This window comes from Pseudomonas sp. TE21394, assembly GCF_054057835.1.
Window position 1 is genome coordinate 3,965,090 of the sequence record NZ_JBSRZR010000001.1, and the last position, 15,280, is coordinate 3,980,369.

General features: G+C 63.8%; 15 protein-coding genes. 7 read left to right on the forward strand and 8 right to left on the reverse strand.

What is annotated here, in order from left to right:
• Positions 1-19: 19 nt before the first annotated feature.
• Positions 20-2,290: an ATP-dependent Clp protease ATP-binding subunit ClpA gene (gene clpA / locus ACVWZT_RS18000; protein WP_170030564.1), complete on the forward strand. Its 2,271-nt coding sequence runs from the start codon at positions 20-22 to the stop codon at positions 2,288-2,290.
• 95 nt (positions 2,291-2,385) lie between these two features.
• Here the strand turns inward: clpA and infA are convergent, their stop codons facing one another.
• The 3 genes from infA to aat form a co-directional block, all read right to left on the reverse strand.
• Entirely contained in the window at positions 2,386-2,604 is a 219-nt protein-coding gene (gene infA / locus ACVWZT_RS18005; protein WP_002553999.1) for a translation initiation factor IF-1, read from the reverse strand.
• A 102-nt stretch (positions 2,605-2,706) separates the two neighbouring features.
• Complete coding sequence (locus ACVWZT_RS18010; protein ID WP_457470551.1) at positions 2,707-3,414, reverse strand: arginyltransferase; 708 nt, start codon at positions 3,412-3,414, stop codon at positions 2,707-2,709.
• 56 nt (positions 3,415-3,470) lie between these two features.
• Entirely contained in the window at positions 3,471-4,151 is a 681-nt protein-coding gene (gene aat / locus ACVWZT_RS18015) for a leucyl/phenylalanyl-tRNA--protein transferase (protein ID WP_296230641.1), read from the reverse strand.
• Between the two features lie 385 nt (positions 4,152-4,536).
• On the opposite strand from aat, the gene ACVWZT_RS18020 reads away from it, so the two are divergent.
• The 6 genes from ACVWZT_RS18020 to cysG all read left to right on the forward strand — a co-directional run bounded on the left by ACVWZT_RS18020 (position 4,537) and on the right by cysG (position 12,206).
• Positions 4,537-7,107 (forward strand): DNA translocase FtsK, encoded by a 2,571-nt coding sequence (locus ACVWZT_RS18020; protein ID WP_457470553.1) that lies wholly within the window; start codon positions 4,537-4,539, stop codon positions 7,105-7,107.
• 63 nt (positions 7,108-7,170) lie between these two features.
• Complete coding sequence (lolA, locus tag ACVWZT_RS18025) at positions 7,171-7,794, forward strand: outer membrane lipoprotein chaperone LolA (protein WP_170030555.1); 624 nt, start codon at positions 7,171-7,173, stop codon at positions 7,792-7,794.
• Positions 7,795-7,806: 12 nt separating this feature from the next.
• Positions 7,807-9,132 carry a replication-associated recombination protein A gene (locus ACVWZT_RS18030; RefSeq protein WP_296230646.1) on the forward strand — a complete coding sequence of 442 codons (1,326 nt, stop codon included), beginning with the start codon at positions 7,807-7,809 and terminating at the stop codon, positions 9,130-9,132.
• Positions 9,129-9,503: a fluoride efflux transporter CrcB gene (crcB, locus tag ACVWZT_RS18035; RefSeq protein ID WP_289133153.1), complete on the forward strand. Its 375-nt coding sequence runs from the start codon at positions 9,129-9,131 to the stop codon at positions 9,501-9,503. The genes ACVWZT_RS18030 and crcB overlap by 4 nt, the downstream gene beginning before the upstream one ends.
• 30 nt (positions 9,504-9,533) lie before the next feature.
• A complete protein-coding gene (gene serS, locus ACVWZT_RS18040; RefSeq protein WP_296230651.1) occupies positions 9,534-10,814 on the forward strand; it encodes a serine--tRNA ligase in 1,281 nt (426 codons plus the stop codon).
• A complete protein-coding gene (gene cysG, locus ACVWZT_RS18045; RefSeq protein ID WP_457470556.1) occupies positions 10,815-12,206 on the forward strand; it encodes a siroheme synthase CysG in 1,392 nt (463 codons plus the stop codon).
• A 33-nt stretch (positions 12,207-12,239) separates the two neighbouring features.
• Here cysG and ACVWZT_RS18050 read toward each other — a convergent pair whose 3' ends face one another.
• The 5 genes from ACVWZT_RS18050 to tusC all read right to left on the reverse strand — a co-directional run bounded on the left by ACVWZT_RS18050 (position 12,240) and on the right by tusC (position 15,279).
• Positions 12,240-13,199, reverse strand: a complete 960-nt coding sequence (locus tag ACVWZT_RS18050) for a glutathione S-transferase family protein (RefSeq protein WP_457470557.1) — start codon at positions 13,197-13,199, stop codon at positions 12,240-12,242.
• 94 nt (positions 13,200-13,293) lie between these two features.
• The gene (locus ACVWZT_RS18055; RefSeq protein ID WP_457470559.1) at positions 13,294-14,295 is read right to left on the reverse strand and encodes a glycosyl transferase family protein; all 1,002 of its coding nucleotides are present in this window, start codon (positions 14,293-14,295) and stop codon (positions 13,294-13,296) included.
• Positions 14,292-14,627, reverse strand: a complete 336-nt coding sequence (locus tag ACVWZT_RS18060; protein WP_186687011.1) for a TusE/DsrC/DsvC family sulfur relay protein — start codon at positions 14,625-14,627, stop codon at positions 14,292-14,294. Before ACVWZT_RS18060 ends, ACVWZT_RS18055 begins: the two co-directional genes overlap by 4 nt.
• The gene (gene tusB / locus ACVWZT_RS18065; RefSeq protein WP_296230660.1) at positions 14,624-14,920 is read right to left on the reverse strand and encodes a sulfurtransferase complex subunit TusB; all 297 of its coding nucleotides are present in this window, start codon (positions 14,918-14,920) and stop codon (positions 14,624-14,626) included. Before tusB ends, ACVWZT_RS18060 begins: the two co-directional genes overlap by 4 nt.
• Positions 14,920-15,279 (reverse strand): sulfurtransferase complex subunit TusC, encoded by a 360-nt coding sequence (gene tusC, locus ACVWZT_RS18070; protein WP_296230662.1) that lies wholly within the window; start codon positions 15,277-15,279, stop codon positions 14,920-14,922. The genes tusB and tusC overlap by 1 nt, the downstream gene beginning before the upstream one ends.
• Between the last annotated feature and the right edge of the window lies 1 nt (position 15,280).

The window sequence follows — 15,280 nt, forward strand, 5'->3', positions numbered from 1 at the left end:
TTGGGTATGAGGTGAAGCTATGTTAAACCGCGAGCTCGAAGTCACCCTCAATCTTGCCTTCAAGGAGGCCCGTTCGAAGCGTCATGAGTTCATGACCGTCGAGCATCTGCTGCTGGCACTCCTTGACAATGAGGCTGCCGCGACCGTTCTGCGCGCCTGTGGCGCCAATCTCGACAAGCTCAAGCACGACCTGCAAGAGTTCATCGATTCCACCACACCACTGATTCCGGTCAACGACGAAGACCGCGAGACCCAGCCGACCCTGGGCTTCCAGCGCGTGCTGCAGCGTGCCGTGTTCCACGTGCAGAGCTCGGGCAAGCGTGAAGTCACGGGCGCCAACGTGCTGGTGGCGATCTTCAGCGAACAGGAAAGCCAGGCCGTGTTCCTGCTCAAGCAGCAGAGCGTGGCCCGCATCGACGTGGTCAACTACATCGCCCACGGCATCTCCAAGGTGCCGGGCCATGGTTCGCATTCCGAAAACGACCAGGAAATGCAGGACGATGAGGGCGGCGATACCGCCTCTTCGAGCAACCCACTGGATGCCTACGCCAGCAACCTGAACGAGCTGGCCCGTGCCGGCCGCATCGACCCATTGGTCGGCCGCGAGCAGGAAGTGGAGCGCGTGGCGCAGATCCTGGCGCGTCGGCGCAAGAACAACCCGCTGCTGGTGGGTGAAGCCGGGGTGGGCAAGACCGCCATCGCCGAAGGCTTGGCCAAGCGTATCGTCGATGGCCAGGTGCCCGACCTGCTGGCGCAGAGCGTGGTGTATTCCCTCGACCTTGGGGCGCTGCTGGCCGGTACCAAGTACCGTGGCGACTTCGAGAAGCGCTTCAAGGCGCTGCTGGGCGAGCTGCGCAAGCGCCCGCAGGCGATCCTGTTCATTGACGAGATCCATACCATCATCGGCGCCGGTGCGGCATCGGGCGGGGTGATGGATGCATCCAACCTGCTCAAGCCGCTGCTGTCGTCCGGTGAAATCCGCTGCATCGGCTCGACCACGTTCCAGGAGTTCCGTGGCATCTTCGAGAAAGACCGCGCCCTGGCGCGGCGCTTCCAGAAGGTCGATGTCAGCGAGCCGTCGGTGGAGGACACCGTGGGTATCCTGCGCGGCCTGAAAGGGCGCTTCGAAAGCCACCACAACATCGAGTACAGCGACGAAGCCCTGCGCGCCGCCGCCGAACTGGCGTCGCGCTATATCAATGACCGGCACATGCCGGACAAGGCCATCGACGTCATCGACGAAGCCGGCGCCTACCAGCGCCTGCAGCCGGAAGCCAACCGGGTCAAGCGTATCGACGTGCCGCAGGTCGAGGACATCGTCGCCAAGATTGCACGGATTCCGCCAAAACATGTCACCAGTTCCGACAAGGAGTTGCTGCGCAACCTTGAGCGCGATCTGAAGCTGACCGTGTTCGGTCAGGATGCGGCCATCGATTCTTTGGCCACTGCCATCAAGCTGTCGCGTGCAGGCCTCAAGTCGCCAGACAAACCGGTGGGCTCGTTCCTGTTCGCCGGCCCGACCGGCGTCGGCAAGACCGAAGCGGCGCGGCAGCTGGCCAAGGCACTGGGTGTAGAGCTGGTGCGCTTCGACATGTCCGAATACATGGAGCGTCACACCGTGTCGCGCCTGATTGGTGCTCCGCCCGGTTACGTCGGTTTCGACCAGGGTGGCTTGCTGACCGAGGCGATCACCAAGCAGCCGCACTGCGTGTTGCTGCTCGATGAGATCGAGAAGGCTCACCCCGAAGTCTTCAACCTGCTGCTGCAGGTGATGGACCACGGCACCCTGACCGACAACAACGGGCGCAAGGCCGACTTCCGTAACGTGATTCTGATCATGACCACCAACGCCGGTGCCGAAACTGCCGCGCGGGCCTCGATCGGCTTCACTCATCAGGACCATGCGTCCGATGCCATGGAGGTCATCCGCAAGAGCTTCACGCCGGAGTTCCGCAACCGCCTGGACACCATCATCCAGTTCGGTCGCCTGAGCCACGAGACGATCAAGAGCATCGTCGACAAGTTCCTCATCGAACTGCAGGCGCAGCTGGAAGACAAGCGTGTACTGCTGGAAGTCAGCGATGCTGCCCGCGGCTGGCTGGCGGCCTCGGGTTACGACGTGCAGATGGGTGCGCGGCCAATGGCGCGGCTGATCCAGGACAAGATCAAACGGCCACTGGCCGAGGAGATCCTGTTTGGCGAACTGGCCGAGCATGGCGGCGTGGTGCACGTCGACCTGCGCGATGGCGAGCTGGTGTTCGACTTCGAAACCACGGCTGAGGTTGCCTGATAGCGGGGCCCGCTCCCACAAGGTGCGATGCAAGCCTGACGCTTCACAGGCACAAAAAAGCCCGGCACATGGCCGGGCTTTTTCATGGCTTGAGCTTAGCGCGCACGGTAGGTGATGCGGCCCTTGCTCAGGTCGTACGGTGTCAGTTCGACGCGGACCTTGTCGCCAGTCAGAATGCGGATGTAGTTCTTGCGCATCTTTCCGGAGATGTGCGCGGTTACGACGTGCCCGTTTTCCAACTCCACGCGGAACATGGTGTTGGGCAGGGTGTCGACGACAGTACCTTCCATTTCGAAGCTGTCTTCTTTCGACATGCAGTAGAGCCCTCGGATCCAGTGTTGGCCCGACGCATAACCGCACCGGGCAAAAAAGTGGCGTGGATTATGCCCGAAAATTGTGTGTCAAGCCAATGCCTTTCAGTTGAGGGTAACCCAGCGCTGATTGATCAACAGTTCGATAGGCCGGTATTGCGTCTTGTAGTTCATTTTCTTGCAGTTCTTGATCCAGTAGCCCAGGTATACCGCCTCCAGGTCCTGGCGCACGGCTTCGGTGATCTGCCATAGGATGGCGAAGCGGCCCAGGCTGCGGCGTTCTTCTTCCGGCTCGTAGAAGGTGTACACCGCCGACAGGCCGTTGGGCAGCAGGTCGCATACGGCCACCGCCATCAGGCGGCCCTCCTGGCGAAACTCGTAGAACCAGCAGAACGGCAGGTCGCGTACCAGGAAGGTGGCAAACTGGTCGCGACTGGGCGGGTACATGTCACCGTCGGCATGGCGCGTTTCGATATAGCGTCGGTACAGGTCGAAGTACTCTTCCTTGAACGCCGGGCGCGCCGCGGTCACGGTCAGGTCGGCATTGCGCTTGAGGATGCGCCGTTGCTGACGGTTGGGAATGAAGCGCGCCGCCGGGATGCGCGCCGGTACGCAGGCATTGCAGTTCTGGCAATGCGGGCGGTACAGATGGTCGCCACTGCGGCGGAAGCCCATCTCCGACAAGTCGGCGTATACATGCACGTCCATCGGCTGGCTGGGGTCGAGGAACAGCGTGGTGGCCTGCTCGTCGGGCAGGTAACTGCAGGAGTGGGGCTGAGTGGCATAGAACTTCAACCGCGCCAACTCTGTCATGATCAACCCCCTCGGTGAGACGTTGCTTTAAGTGTATGCCAGCTCTGGGAACTCGCCTAGGCAACCCAGGTGGCGCTGTTGGGCTGGTCCAGGTGGCGGGCCAGGTAGCCGACGAACTCGGCGCGGCTGATGGCCACGGCGCCGAGGCTGTGCAGGTGGTTGGTCGGCATCTGGCAGTCGATGAGGACGAAGCCGGCCTGACGCAGGTGCTTGACCAGGGTCGCGAAGCCGACCTTGGAGGCGTTGTCGGCGCGGCTGAACATCGATTCGCCGAAGAACAACTGGCCCATGGCCAGGCCGTACAGGCCGCCGACCAGTTCACCGTCCTGGCGTACCTCCACCGAATGGGCGATGCCGCGCCGGTGCAGTTCGCAATAGGCGGCGCGCATGGTGTCGGTGATCCAGGTGCCATCGGCGTAGTCGCGGGGGGCGGCACAAGCGGTGATCACGGCGGCGAAGTCCGTGTCGAAGCTGACCTGGTAGCGGCCCTGGCGCATCAGTTTGGCCAGCGAACGCGATACGTGCAACTGGTCCGGGAACAGCACCGTGCGTGGGTCGGGCGACCACCAGAGAATCGGCTGGCCGTCCTGGTACCACGGGAAGCAGCCATGGCGATAAGCCTGTACCAGGCGCTCGGGGCTCAGGTCGCCGCCGGCGGCCAGCAGGCCGTTGGGCTCGTGCAGGGCTTTTTCCAGGGGGGGAAAGGTCAGCGAGTCGCGGGTCAGCCAGGTGAGCATGGTCTATCGTGCAGTGGGGGAGGGGAGCGGGCAGCATGGCTTGGGTGGGAGGCAGGGTCAATCTCTTTGGCTCCTTGGCGGGCACGCCCGCTCCCACAGGAGCCCAGCAGCCATCAGGGTTTGCACCCGGCTCGTGGCAGTGTGCATGGCCGCGAAAAGGACGGCACAGGCGGTGAAAAAAGGCAATTTCCTACACATTCAACAAAGCACAGGCACCATCCGCCACATTTGCTGTCACACCTGTGCAAAAACACAGCATAAGCCTTTGTCACAGAAGACAATGCGTGGTCAAATTGCAGCTATGTGAAAGTCGTCCCCGGCCAAGCCCCCATACGGCGCCCCGCCATGGCGGCCGGCGGGCAGTAATGTTAAAAGTAGTGGTTCATTGGCCGCACCGCCGGCCGATCACTATTGGACGCGCAGCACGCGCAGGAATACACGCGTTTTGAAGAAATCCACCGCAACCCCAGCTCCCTTGCCCGTGCCCCTGTGGCGGCAGCAGCTGCATTATCGCCTCAAGGAAGGTGCGTTGATCGCTGTCGGCGCCCTGTGCCTGTACCTGTGGATGGCGCTGCTCACCTACGACACGTCTGACCCGGGCTTCAGCCACACCAGCAACGTCGAGCAGGTGCAGAACGCCGCCGGGCGCGCCGGTGCCTACTTCGCCGACATCCTGTTCATGGTGCTGGGCTACTTCGCCTATATCTTCCCGCTGCTGCTGGCGATCAAGACCTGGCAGATCTTCCGCGAGCGCCACCAGCCCTGGGACTGGAGCGGCTGGCTGTTCTCCTGGCGGCTGATCGGCCTGGTGTTCCTGGTGCTGTCCGGTGCGGCGCTGGCGCATATTCATTTCCACCCGCCGGCCAGCATGCCGTTCTCCGCCGGTGGCGCACTGGGCGAGAGCCTGGGTGACCTGGCGCGTAACCTGCTGAACGTGCAGGGCAGCACGTTGATGTTCATTGCCCTGTTCCTGTTCGGCCTGACCGTGTTCACCGACCTGTCGTGGTTCAAGGTGATGGACCTGACCGGCAAGATCACCCTCGACCTGTTCGAGCTGATGCAAGGCGCCGCCACCCGCTGGTGGGAAGCCCGCAACGAGCGCAAGCGCCTGGAGGCGCAACTGCGCGAGGACGAACCCGTATTCAAGGCCGCACCGGCGCCAGCCGACAAGCACGAGCAACCGGCACGCCCGGCGCTGCGCGAGCGCCTGTTCAAGCGTGAGGAAGCCCCCGCGCAACCGGTCGAGCCACGCGAGCCTACCCTGTCGCGCGAGCCGCTGGTGTCGCGCGAGGCCACTGCAGTGCGCGAGCCGGTAGTGCCCCGCGAGCCAACGGTGCAGCGTGAACAACCCGCGGCCCCGACAATCGTGCCGCCGTCTGCCGCCAGGGCACCGGAACCGAGCAAGCGGGTAATGAAGGAAAAGCAGGCGCCGCTGTTCATCGACAGCGCCGTGGAGGGCACCTTGCCGTCCATCTCCATCCTCGACCCGGCCGAACAGAAGAAGATCGAGTATTCGCCAGAATCGCTCGCCGGTGTCGGCCAGCTGCTGGAAATCAAACTCAAGGAATTCGGCGTGGAAGTGACGGTGGACTCGATCCACCCGGGCCCGGTGATCACCCGTTACGAGATCCAGCCGGCCGCAGGCGTGAAGGTCAGCCGCATCGCCAACCTGGCCAAGGACCTGGCGCGTTCGCTGGCCGTGACCAGCGTGCGGGTGGTCGAGGTCATCCCCGGCAAGACCACCGTGGGTATCGAGATCCCCAACGAAAACCGGCAAATGGTGCGCTTCTCCGAAGTGCTGGCCACGCCGCAGTACGACGAGCAGAAATCGCCGGTCACCTTGGCCCTGGGCCACGACATCGGTGGCAAGCCGGTGATCACCGACCTGGCCAAGATGCCGCACCTGCTGGTGGCCGGTACTACCGGTTCCGGTAAGTCGGTGGGTGTGAACGCGATGATCCTGTCGATTCTGTTCAAGTCCAGCCCGGAAGATGCGCGGCTGATCATGATCGACCCGAAAATGCTCGAGCTGTCGATCTACGAGGGCATCCCGCACTTGCTGTGCCCGGTGGTCACCGACATGAAGGACGCCGCCAACGCCCTGCGCTGGAGCGTGGCCGAGATGGAGCGGCGTTACAAGCTGATGGCGGCCATGGGCGTACGTAACCTGGCCGGCTTCAACCGCAAGATCAAGGATGCACAGGAAGCCGGCGAAATCATCCATGACCCGCTGTACCGTCGCGAGAGCATGGACGACGAGCCGCCGGCGCTGAAGACCCTGCCGACCATCGTGGTGATCGTCGACGAGTTCGCCGACATGATGATGATCGTCGGCAAGAAGGTCGAAGAGCTGATCGCCCGTATCGCGCAGAAGGCGCGCGCGGCCGGTATCCACCTGATCCTCGCCACCCAGCGCCCCTCGGTGGACGTGATCACTGGCCTGATCAAGGCCAACATCCCGACCCGCATGGCGTTCCAGGTGTCGAGCAAGATCGACTCGCGGACCATCATCGACCAGGGTGGCGCCGAACAGCTGCTGGGCCATGGCGACATGCTGTACATGCCGCCGGGCACCAGCCTGCCGATCCGTGTGCATGGCGCGTTCGTCTCCGACGACGAGGTACACCGTGTGGTGGAGGCGTGGAAGCTGCGCGGCGCGCCGGACTACAACGATGACATCCTCAACGGCGTCGAGGAGGCCGGCAGTGGCTTCGAGGGCGGCAGCGGTGGTGGTGGCGATGGCGATGATTCGGAAAGTGACGCCCTGTATGATGAGGCGGTGCAGTTCGTGCTGGAAAGCCGCCGTGCGTCCATCTCGGCCGTGCAGCGCAAACTGAAGATTGGCTACAACCGCGCGGCGCGCATGATCGAAGCCATGGAAATGGCCGGCGTGGTCACCCCCATGAACAGCAACGGCTCGCGGGAAGTGATAGCCCCGGGCGGCCCGCGCGACTGATGAACACCTTGCCGGGCACCAACGGTGGTGCCCGGCCTATTTCAATGCTCGATGAGGATTCCCATGCGCGCGATTCGCATGCTGCTGGTTTCTGCCCTGACCCTGGGCACGGTTACGGCCTATGCCGGTGAGCAAGATGTACAACGCCTGACCCAACTGCTGGAAAAGTCGCAGACCATCGAGGCCAACTTTTCCCAGCTGACCCTGGATGCCGGGGGCACCAGCCTGCAGGAAACCTCCGGCAAGATGACAGTGAAGCGCCCGGGCCTGTTCTACTGGCACACCGATGCCCCGCAGGAGCAGGTGGTGGTTTCCGACGGCAAGAACGTCACCCTGTGGGACCCGGACCTGGAACAGGCCACCATCAAGAAGCTCGACGTGCGCCTGAACCAGACCCCGGCGCTGCTGCTGTCCGGTGACGTGTCGAAGATCAGCCAGAGCTTCGATATCACCTCGAAGGAGCAGGGCGAAGTGATGGACTTCACCCTCAAGCCAAAGACCAAGGACACCCTGTTCGACTCGCTGCGCGTGTCGTTCCGCAAAGGCCTGATCAATGACATGCAGCTGATCGACAGCGTCGGCCAGCGCACCAACATCCTGTTCAATGGCGTCAAGGCCAACCAGGCGGTCCCGGACAGCAAGTTCAAGTTCGATATCCCGCAAGGCGCGGACGTCATCAAGGAGTAACCAGAACCCGCCATGGACCTGTTTCGAAGCGAACCCGTCGCCCAGCCCCTGGCCGCCCGCCTGCGCCCGTCCAACCTGGACGAGTACGTCGGCCAGGAGCATCTGCTGGCGCGCGGCAAACCGCTGCGCGAAGCGCTGGAGCAGGGTGCGCTGCATTCGATGATCTTCTGGGGGCCTCCAGGGGTGGGCAAGACCACCCTGGCGCGGCTGCTGGCGCAGTTCTGCGATGCACACTTCGAAACGGTGTCGGCGGTACTCGCCGGGGTGAAGGAGATTCGCCAGGCGGTCGAGGTGGCCAAGCAGCAGGCAGGCCAGTATGGCCGGCGCACCATCCTGTTCGTCGACGAAGTGCACCGTTTCAACAAGTCGCAGCAGGACGCCTTCCTGCCGTACGTGGAAGACGGCACCCTGTTGTTCATTGGCGCTACCACCGAAAATCCGTCGTTCGAGCTGAACAATGCGCTGCTGTCACGGGCGCGGGTGTACGTGCTCAAGAGCCTGGACGAGGCGGCGCTGCGCAAGCTGGTCAACCGCGCCCTGACCGAAGAGCGCGGCCTGGGCAAGCGCAACCTGCGCGTCAGCGATGACGCCTTCAGCATGCTGATGGCTGCTGCTGATGGCGATGGTCGGCGCATGCTCAACTTCCTCGAGAATGCTTCCGACCTTGCCGAGGATGGCAGCGAGATCGGCGTCGAGATGCTGCAAAGCCTGCTCGGCGACAGCCGCCGCCGTTTCGACAAGGGTGGCGAGGCGTTCTATGACCAGATTTCCGCGCTGCACAAGTCGGTGCGCGGCTCCAACCCGGATGGCGCCCTGTACTGGTTCGCGCGCATGCTCGATGGCGGCTGCGACCCGCTGTACATCGCCCGTCGCGTGGTGCGCATGGCCAGCGAAGACATCGGCAACGCCGACCCGCGGGCGCTCAGCCTGTGCCTGGCCGCCTGGGACGTGCAGGAGCGCCTGGGCAGCCCCGAAGGCGAGCTGGCGGTGGCCCAGGCCATCACCTACCTGGCCTGCGCGCCGAAGAGCAATGCGGTGTACATGGGTTTCAAGGCCGCCCTGCGCGAGGCTGCCGAACACGGTTCGCTGGAAGTGCCGCTGCACTTGCGCAACGCCCCGACCAAATTGATGAAGCAATTGGGTTACGGCGACGAGTACCGCTACGCCCATGACGAGCCCGATGCCTACGCTGCCGGCGAGGATTACTTCCCCGAAGCGCTTGAACCGCGCCAGTACTACCAGCCAGTGCCGCGTGGCCTGGAACTGAAGATTGGCGAGAAGCTGCGTCATCTGGCCGAGCTCGACCGCAGCAGCCCCCGACAGCGGAGAAAACCGTGATCGCATTGATTGCCGCCGTCAGCGCGGGCGGTATTGCCGGTACCTTGTTGCGCTTTGCCACCTCCAATTGGGTGGTTGCCCACTGGCCACGGCACTTCTATCTCGGTACGCTGGCGGTCAACCTGGTTGGCTGCCTGCTGATTGGCCTGCTCTATGGCCTGTTCCTGCACAAGCCGATGGTGCCGATCGAACTGCGCGCCGGTCTGATCGTCGGCTTTCTGGGCGGCCTGACGACTTTTTCTTCCTTGTCGCTGGATACCGTACGCCTGCTGGAAAGCGGGCAAGTGCCTCTGGCCCTGGGCTATACCGGTATCAGCGTGGTGGGCGGGTTGCTCGCGACCTGGGCCGGCCTGTCCCTGACCCGATTCTGAACCAACACCTACACATAACGAGAGAACGATATGCTCGATTCCAAACTGTTACGCGGCCAACTTCAGGAAGTGGCGGATCGCCTGGCCTCCCGTGGCTTCAGCCTGGATGTCGCGCGCATCGAATCACTGGAAGAGCGCCGCAAGGCGGTGCAGACCCGCACCGAGCAACTGCAGGCCGAGCGTAACGCCCGCTCCAAGTCCATCGGCCAGGCCAAGGCCAAGGGCGAAGACATCGCGCCGCTGATGGCCGACGTAGAGCGCATGGCCAACGAACTGGCGGCCGGCAAGGCCGAGCTGGATGGCATCCAGGCCGAACTGGACGGCATCCTGCTGACCATCCCCAACCTGCCGGACGCCAGCGTGCCGGTCGGTGCCAGCGAAGACGACAACGTCGAGGTGCGCCGTTGGGGCACGCCGAGAACCTTTGATTTCGACATCAAGGACCATGTCGCCCTCGGCGAAATCAGCGGTGGCCTGGACTTCGAAGCCGCCGCCAAACTGTCCGGCGCCCGTTTTGCCGTGCTGCGTGGCCCGATCGCTCGCCTGCACCGCGCCCTGGCGCAGTTCATGATCAACCTGCACACCACTGAGCACGGCTACGAGGAGCACTATACCCCGTACCTGGTGCAGGCCCCGGCCCTGCAGGGCACCGGCCAGCTGCCGAAGTTCGAGGAAGACCTGTTCAAGATCAGCCGCGAGGGCGAGGCTGACTTCTACCTGATTCCGACCGCCGAAGTGTCGCTGACCAACCTGGTGGCGGGTGAGATCCTCGATGCCAAGCAACTGCCGCTGAAACTGGTGGCTCACACCCCGTGCTTCCGCAGCGAAGCCGGTGCTTCCGGCCGTGACACCCGCGGCATGATCCGCCAGCACCAGTTCGACAAGGTCGAGATGGTGCAGGTCGTCGAACCGTCCAGGTCGATGGAGGCCCTGGAAGGCCTGACCGCCAACGCCGAGCGCGTGCTGCAGCTGCTGGAGCTGCCGTACCGCGTGCTGGCCCTGTGCACCGGCGACATGGGCTTTGGCGCGGTGAAGACCTACGACCTGGAAGTGTGGGTGCCGAGCCAGGACAAGTACCGTGAAATCAGCTCGTGCTCCAACTGCGGCGATTTCCAGGCGCGCCGCATGCAGGCCCGCTGGCGCAACCCGGAAACCGGCAAGCCAGAGCTGGTGCACACCCTCAACGGCTCCGGCCTGGCGGTGGGGCGTACCTTGGTCGCGGTGCTGGAAAACTACCAGCAGGCGGACGGTTCGATCCGCGTACCGGAAGTGCTCAAGCCATACATGGGTGGCGTCGAGGTTATCCGCTAAATGGATTACCTGCCGCTGTTCCACAAGCTGCAGGGCGGCCGCGTGCTGGTTGTCGGCGGCGGTGAGATCGCGCTGCGCAAGGCGCGCCTGCTGGCCGATGCCGGGGCCTCGCTGCGCGTGGTGGCGCCGGAGGTCGACGGCCAACTGGCCGCGCTGGCCCGGGAAGGTGGCGGTGAGGTGCTGGTGCGTGGCTATCAGGCAGCCGACCTGGTCGGTTGCCGGCTGGTGATCGCGGCCACCGACGACACCGGGCTCAATGCCCAGGTGTCGGCTGACGCGCAGGCCCTCAGCCTGCCGGTCAACGTGGTTGACGCGCCGGCCCTGTGTACGGTGATTTTCCCCGCCATCGTCGACCGTTCGCCCTTGGTGATTGCAGTTTCCAGCGGCGGTGACGCGCCGGTGCTGGCGCGGTTGATTCGCGCCAAGCTCGAGGCCTGGATTCCATCGGCCTATGGCGAGCTGGCCGGGCTGGCGGCACGTTTCCGGCACAAGGTCAAATCCTTGTACCCGGACGTCAATCAGCGCCGCGGCTTCTGGGAAACCGTGTTCCAGGGCCCGATTGCCGAACGCCAGCTGGCCGGGCAGGGCGCCGAGGCCGAGCGCCTGTTACAGGCGATGGTGGACGGTGCGCCGGTACAGCAAGGTGGTGAGGTGTATCTGGTAGGTGCAGGCCCGGGCGACCCGGACCTGCTGACCTTCCGTGCCTTGCGCCTGATGCAGCAGGCCGACGTGGTGCTGTACGACCGCCTGGTGGCACCGGCAATCATCGATATGTGCCGGCGCGATGCCGAGCGTATCTATGTGGGCAAGCGTCGTTCCGACCATGCCGTGCCGCAGGACCAGATCAACCGCCTGCTGGTCGACCTGGCCAGACAGGGCAAGCGTGTATTGCGCCTGAAGGGCGGTGACCCGTTCATTTTCGGGCGCGGTGGCGAAGAGATCGAAGAGCTGGCCGGGCAGGGTATCCCGTTCCAGGTGGTGCCGGGCATAACCGCGGCCAGTGGTTGTTCCGCCTATGGCGGAATTCCGCTGACCCACCGCGACTATGCCCAGTCGGTGCGTTTCGTGACCGGGCACCTGAAGGACGGCACCAGCAACCTGCCGTGGCATGACCTGGTGGCACCGGCACAGACGCTGGTGTTCTACATGGGCCTGGTCGGCTTGCCGACCATCTGTGCCGAGCTGATTCGCCATGGCCGCGCGGCCAGTACCCCGGCAGCCCTGGTGCAGCAGGGGACCACACGTAATCAGCGGGTGTTCACCGGTACCCTGGCGGATCTGCCTGAACTGGTGGCCCGGCATGAAGTGCATGCGCCGACCTTGGTGATCGTCGGGGAGGTGGTGCAGTTGCGTGACAAGCTGGCCTGGTTCGAAGGTTCGCAGAACAGCTGAAACCGCCGGGGCCGCAAAGCGGCCCCGAATGCCTCAAACCTGCCAGATCCCTTCGCCCGGCAACCGCTCGCGATCATGCGGCAGGCTGAAATCCTGCAACGGCCCCTTGGGTACGATCCCGTTCGGGTTGATGGTCTTGTGGCTCAGGTAATAGTGTTTCTGGATATGCTCCATGTTCACCGTGCCCGCCACGCCCGGCCACTGGTACAGCTCGCGCAACCAGTTTGACAGGTTGTGGTAATCGCTCAGGCGCCGCAGGTTGCACTTGAAGTGGCCGTGGTACACCGCATCGAAGCGCACCAGGGTGGTGAACAGCCGCACATCGGCCTCGGTCAGGTATTCGCCCGCCAGGTAGCGGTTGCGGCTGAGCAGGTCTTCCAGATAGTCCAGTTCGTTGAATACATCGTCGAAAGCCGCTTCGTAGGCCTCCTGCGTGGTGGCGAAGCCAGCGCGGTATACGCCATTGTTCACCGCTGGGTAGATGCGCTCGTTCAGTGCCTCGATGGTCGGGCGCAGCGGCGCGGGGTAGAGGTCCAGTGTATTGCCGGTCAGCTCGTTGAACGCGCTGTTGAAGATGCGGATGATCTCTGACGACTCGTTGTTGACGATACGCCTGGCTTGCTTGTCCCACAGCACCGGTACAGTCACGCGGCCGGTGTAGTGCGGGTCATCCTGGGTATAGCGCTGGTGCAGGTACTGCAGGGCGTCGAGGTGGTCACCCGAGGAGCCTTGCTGCTGGTCGAAGGTCCAGCCGTGGTCCTGCATCAGCCAGCTGACCACCGACACATCGATCAACGGTTCCAGGCCCTTGAGGGCACGGACGATCAGGGTGCGGTGGGCCCAGGGGCAGGCCAGCGAGACATACAGGTGGTAACGGCCGGCTTCGGGGGCGGGCAGCGGGTTGCGGCGCTGGGCATTTTCACGCTTGAAGGTGCCGTCCTTGCCATTTTCATACCACTGGTCATGCCAGCGGCCATCGATCAAAAGGCCCATGCTGAGCTCCTGAAACAAGGTTGTTTGTCGTTGGAGCCCAGTCTAGGCCAAATCGTTCGAAAAAATAGCGTAAAGATCCGGGGTTTATAATCGATTAGATCGATTGGTTTCGCGCTTGCCAATAGCCTTGGGCTGTTGCGAACGCCTCTTCGCGACCCTGGCCCAAGCCGCGAAGGGCCAGGGCCATGGTGGCGATAACAGCCTTCTCGCCATAGCTGTCTTCAACCTCGCCACGCCAGAAGGCCAGCAGATGCTCGGCTTGCAGGCTGGGCGGCTTGACGTGACGGCGCTCGCTCAGCGCTGGCCATTCTTCATCCCAGGCCTCGCCTGCCGTGGTGCCGTAAAGATGGCTAATGACATCGGGGTTGACCTCGATCTCGCCACCATCGCCCTTGATCACCAGCGCATGGTCACCCAGCAGGCGGCTGGCCTCGCGGTGGACCGCTTGGTAACCGGGGTGGAAGATGCTCTGCAGGCCACAGCGCGCGCCCAGCGGGTTAAGGACCCGGGCCAGCGAGTGGATCGGTGAGCGCAGGCCCAGGGTATTGCGCAGGTCGATCATACGCTGCAACTGCGGTGCCCAATCCTGCAGCGGGAAGAACGCCAATTGATGCTGGTCGAGTGCCTCAGCAACGGCTGCCCAATTGCGGCACAGCGGGATTTGTAGCAGGTCGAGCAGTTGTTCGGTGTACATGCGCCCGGCAGTATGGGCGCCGCCGCCATGCATCAAGATGCGCACACCATGGCTGGCCAGGCACTTGGCGGCCAGCAGGTACCACGGCAGATGGCGCTTCTTGCCGGCATACGTGGGCCAGTCCAGGTCCACGGCGATGCGCGGGGCCTGCAGGTGTGCGCGTAGCGCCTCGGTGAAGCCGGCCAGTTCTTCTGCGCTTTCTTCCTTGTGTCGCAGCAGCATGAGGAAGGCACCGAGCTGGGCGTCTTCGACCTTGTCTTCCAACAGCAGGGTCATGGCCGCGCGAGCCTCTTCACGGGTCAGGCCTCGCGCGCCGCGCTTGCCTTTGCCAAGAATGCGCACGAATTCGGCGAACGGGTGTTCCGCCGGGGTTTCCAGGGTGAGTGGGCGTGGCTGGGTCATATGCAGTTGGTCGGTTTGGGCAGGCCCGCCAGCTTGGCGGCGAGTTTGGCGGGAGTGCCGTTGAACAGGCGGTTCAGGTGCGGGCTGTTGCCCTTGTCCGGGCCCAGCTTGAGTGCCGTGTACTTGATCAGCGGGCGGGTGGCCGGGGACAGCTGGTATTCCTGGTAGAACTGGCGCAACAGTTCGAGGATCTCCCAGTGGTCCGCAGTCAGCGGGATGCCCTCGCGCGCGGCCAACGCCTCGGCAGCGGCAGGTGACCAGTCCTGCAGGTCGACCAGGAAACCGTCCTTGTCCAGGGCGATCGCCTGATCGCCAACGGTGAGCGTATTCATAGCCAGCTGTTGACCTTGTGGTAATGCAGCGACAGTTCGACGAAGCCGGTGTAGTCCACGGCCTTGGCCAGTTCGTTGCCGACTGCACGGGCCTGCACATCTTCCTCAAGCGCGAACAGGCGCTCGGCCAGGCCGGCGGCTTGCAACTGGCGGTACGGCTCGCTGCCGCTGCGCAGGGCGTATACCGCGTCACCGCACAGCAGCAGGGCATCGTCGGCGCCCAGCAGGCGCAGGCAACTGGCCAGGCGCTCGTCGCCAAACGGGGAGTGGGCAATTACATGCAGGGTTGTCATCACAGCGTTACCACCTGGTCAAAACGGGCGATCAGCGCGGCCAGAGCCGCATCGTCGAGCACTTGCACCGGCAGTGCCAGGCAGTCGGCGGCCAGGCCACGGCGGGCGAGGCTGTGGTTGCAGGCGAACAGCTCCTCCACGCCGAACATTGGCAGCGCTTGCAGGTTGGCAGCCAGGTTCTTCTGCTGCACGACAGCGGGCTGCTGGTCCGGCGCAAGCTGGAAGACGCCGTCATCGAGAAACAGCATGCCCAGCGGCAGGTCGAACGCACCGCCGGCCAGGGCAATGTCCAGTGCCTCACGGGCCGATGGTCCGTTCCAGGGTGCCTGGCGGCTGATGATCAACAAGGATTTGGCCATT

What these genes read in the sequence shown, in the direction of transcription:
- clpA (WP_170030564.1), top strand. Translation starts at nt 20, where the DNA reads ATGTTAAACCGCGAGCTCGAAGTCACCCTCAATCTTGCCTTCAAGGAG.
- infA (WP_002553999.1), bottom strand. Translation starts at nt 2,604, where the DNA reads ATGTCGAAAGAAGACAGCTTCGAAATGGAAGGTACTGTCGTCGACACC.
- ACVWZT_RS18010 (WP_457470551.1), bottom strand. Translation starts at nt 3,414, where the DNA reads ATGACAGAGTTGGCGCGGTTGAAGTTCTATGCCACTCAGCCCCACTCC.
- aat (WP_296230641.1), bottom strand. Translation starts at nt 4,151, where the DNA reads ATGCTCACCTGGCTGACCCGCGACTCGCTGACCTTTCCCCCCCTGGAA.
- lolA (WP_170030555.1), top strand. Translation starts at nt 7,171, where the DNA reads ATGCGCGCGATTCGCATGCTGCTGGTTTCTGCCCTGACCCTGGGCACG.
- ACVWZT_RS18030 (WP_296230646.1), top strand. Translation starts at nt 7,807, where the DNA reads ATGGACCTGTTTCGAAGCGAACCCGTCGCCCAGCCCCTGGCCGCCCGC.
- serS (WP_296230651.1), top strand. Translation starts at nt 9,534, where the DNA reads ATGCTCGATTCCAAACTGTTACGCGGCCAACTTCAGGAAGTGGCGGAT.
- cysG (WP_457470556.1), top strand. Translation starts at nt 10,815, where the DNA reads ATGGATTACCTGCCGCTGTTCCACAAGCTGCAGGGCGGCCGCGTGCTG.
- ACVWZT_RS18050 (WP_457470557.1), bottom strand. Translation starts at nt 13,199, where the DNA reads ATGGGCCTTTTGATCGATGGCCGCTGGCATGACCAGTGGTATGAAAAT.
- ACVWZT_RS18055 (WP_457470559.1), bottom strand. Translation starts at nt 14,295, where the DNA reads ATGACCCAGCCACGCCCACTCACCCTGGAAACCCCGGCGGAACACCCG.
- ACVWZT_RS18060 (WP_186687011.1), bottom strand. Translation starts at nt 14,627, where the DNA reads ATGAATACGCTCACCGTTGGCGATCAGGCGATCGCCCTGGACAAGGAC.
- tusB (WP_296230660.1), bottom strand. Translation starts at nt 14,920, where the DNA reads ATGACAACCCTGCATGTAATTGCCCACTCCCCGTTTGGCGACGAGCGC.
- tusC (WP_296230662.1), bottom strand. Translation starts at nt 15,279, where the DNA reads ATGGCCAAATCCTTGTTGATCATCAGCCGCCAGGCACCCTGGAACGGA.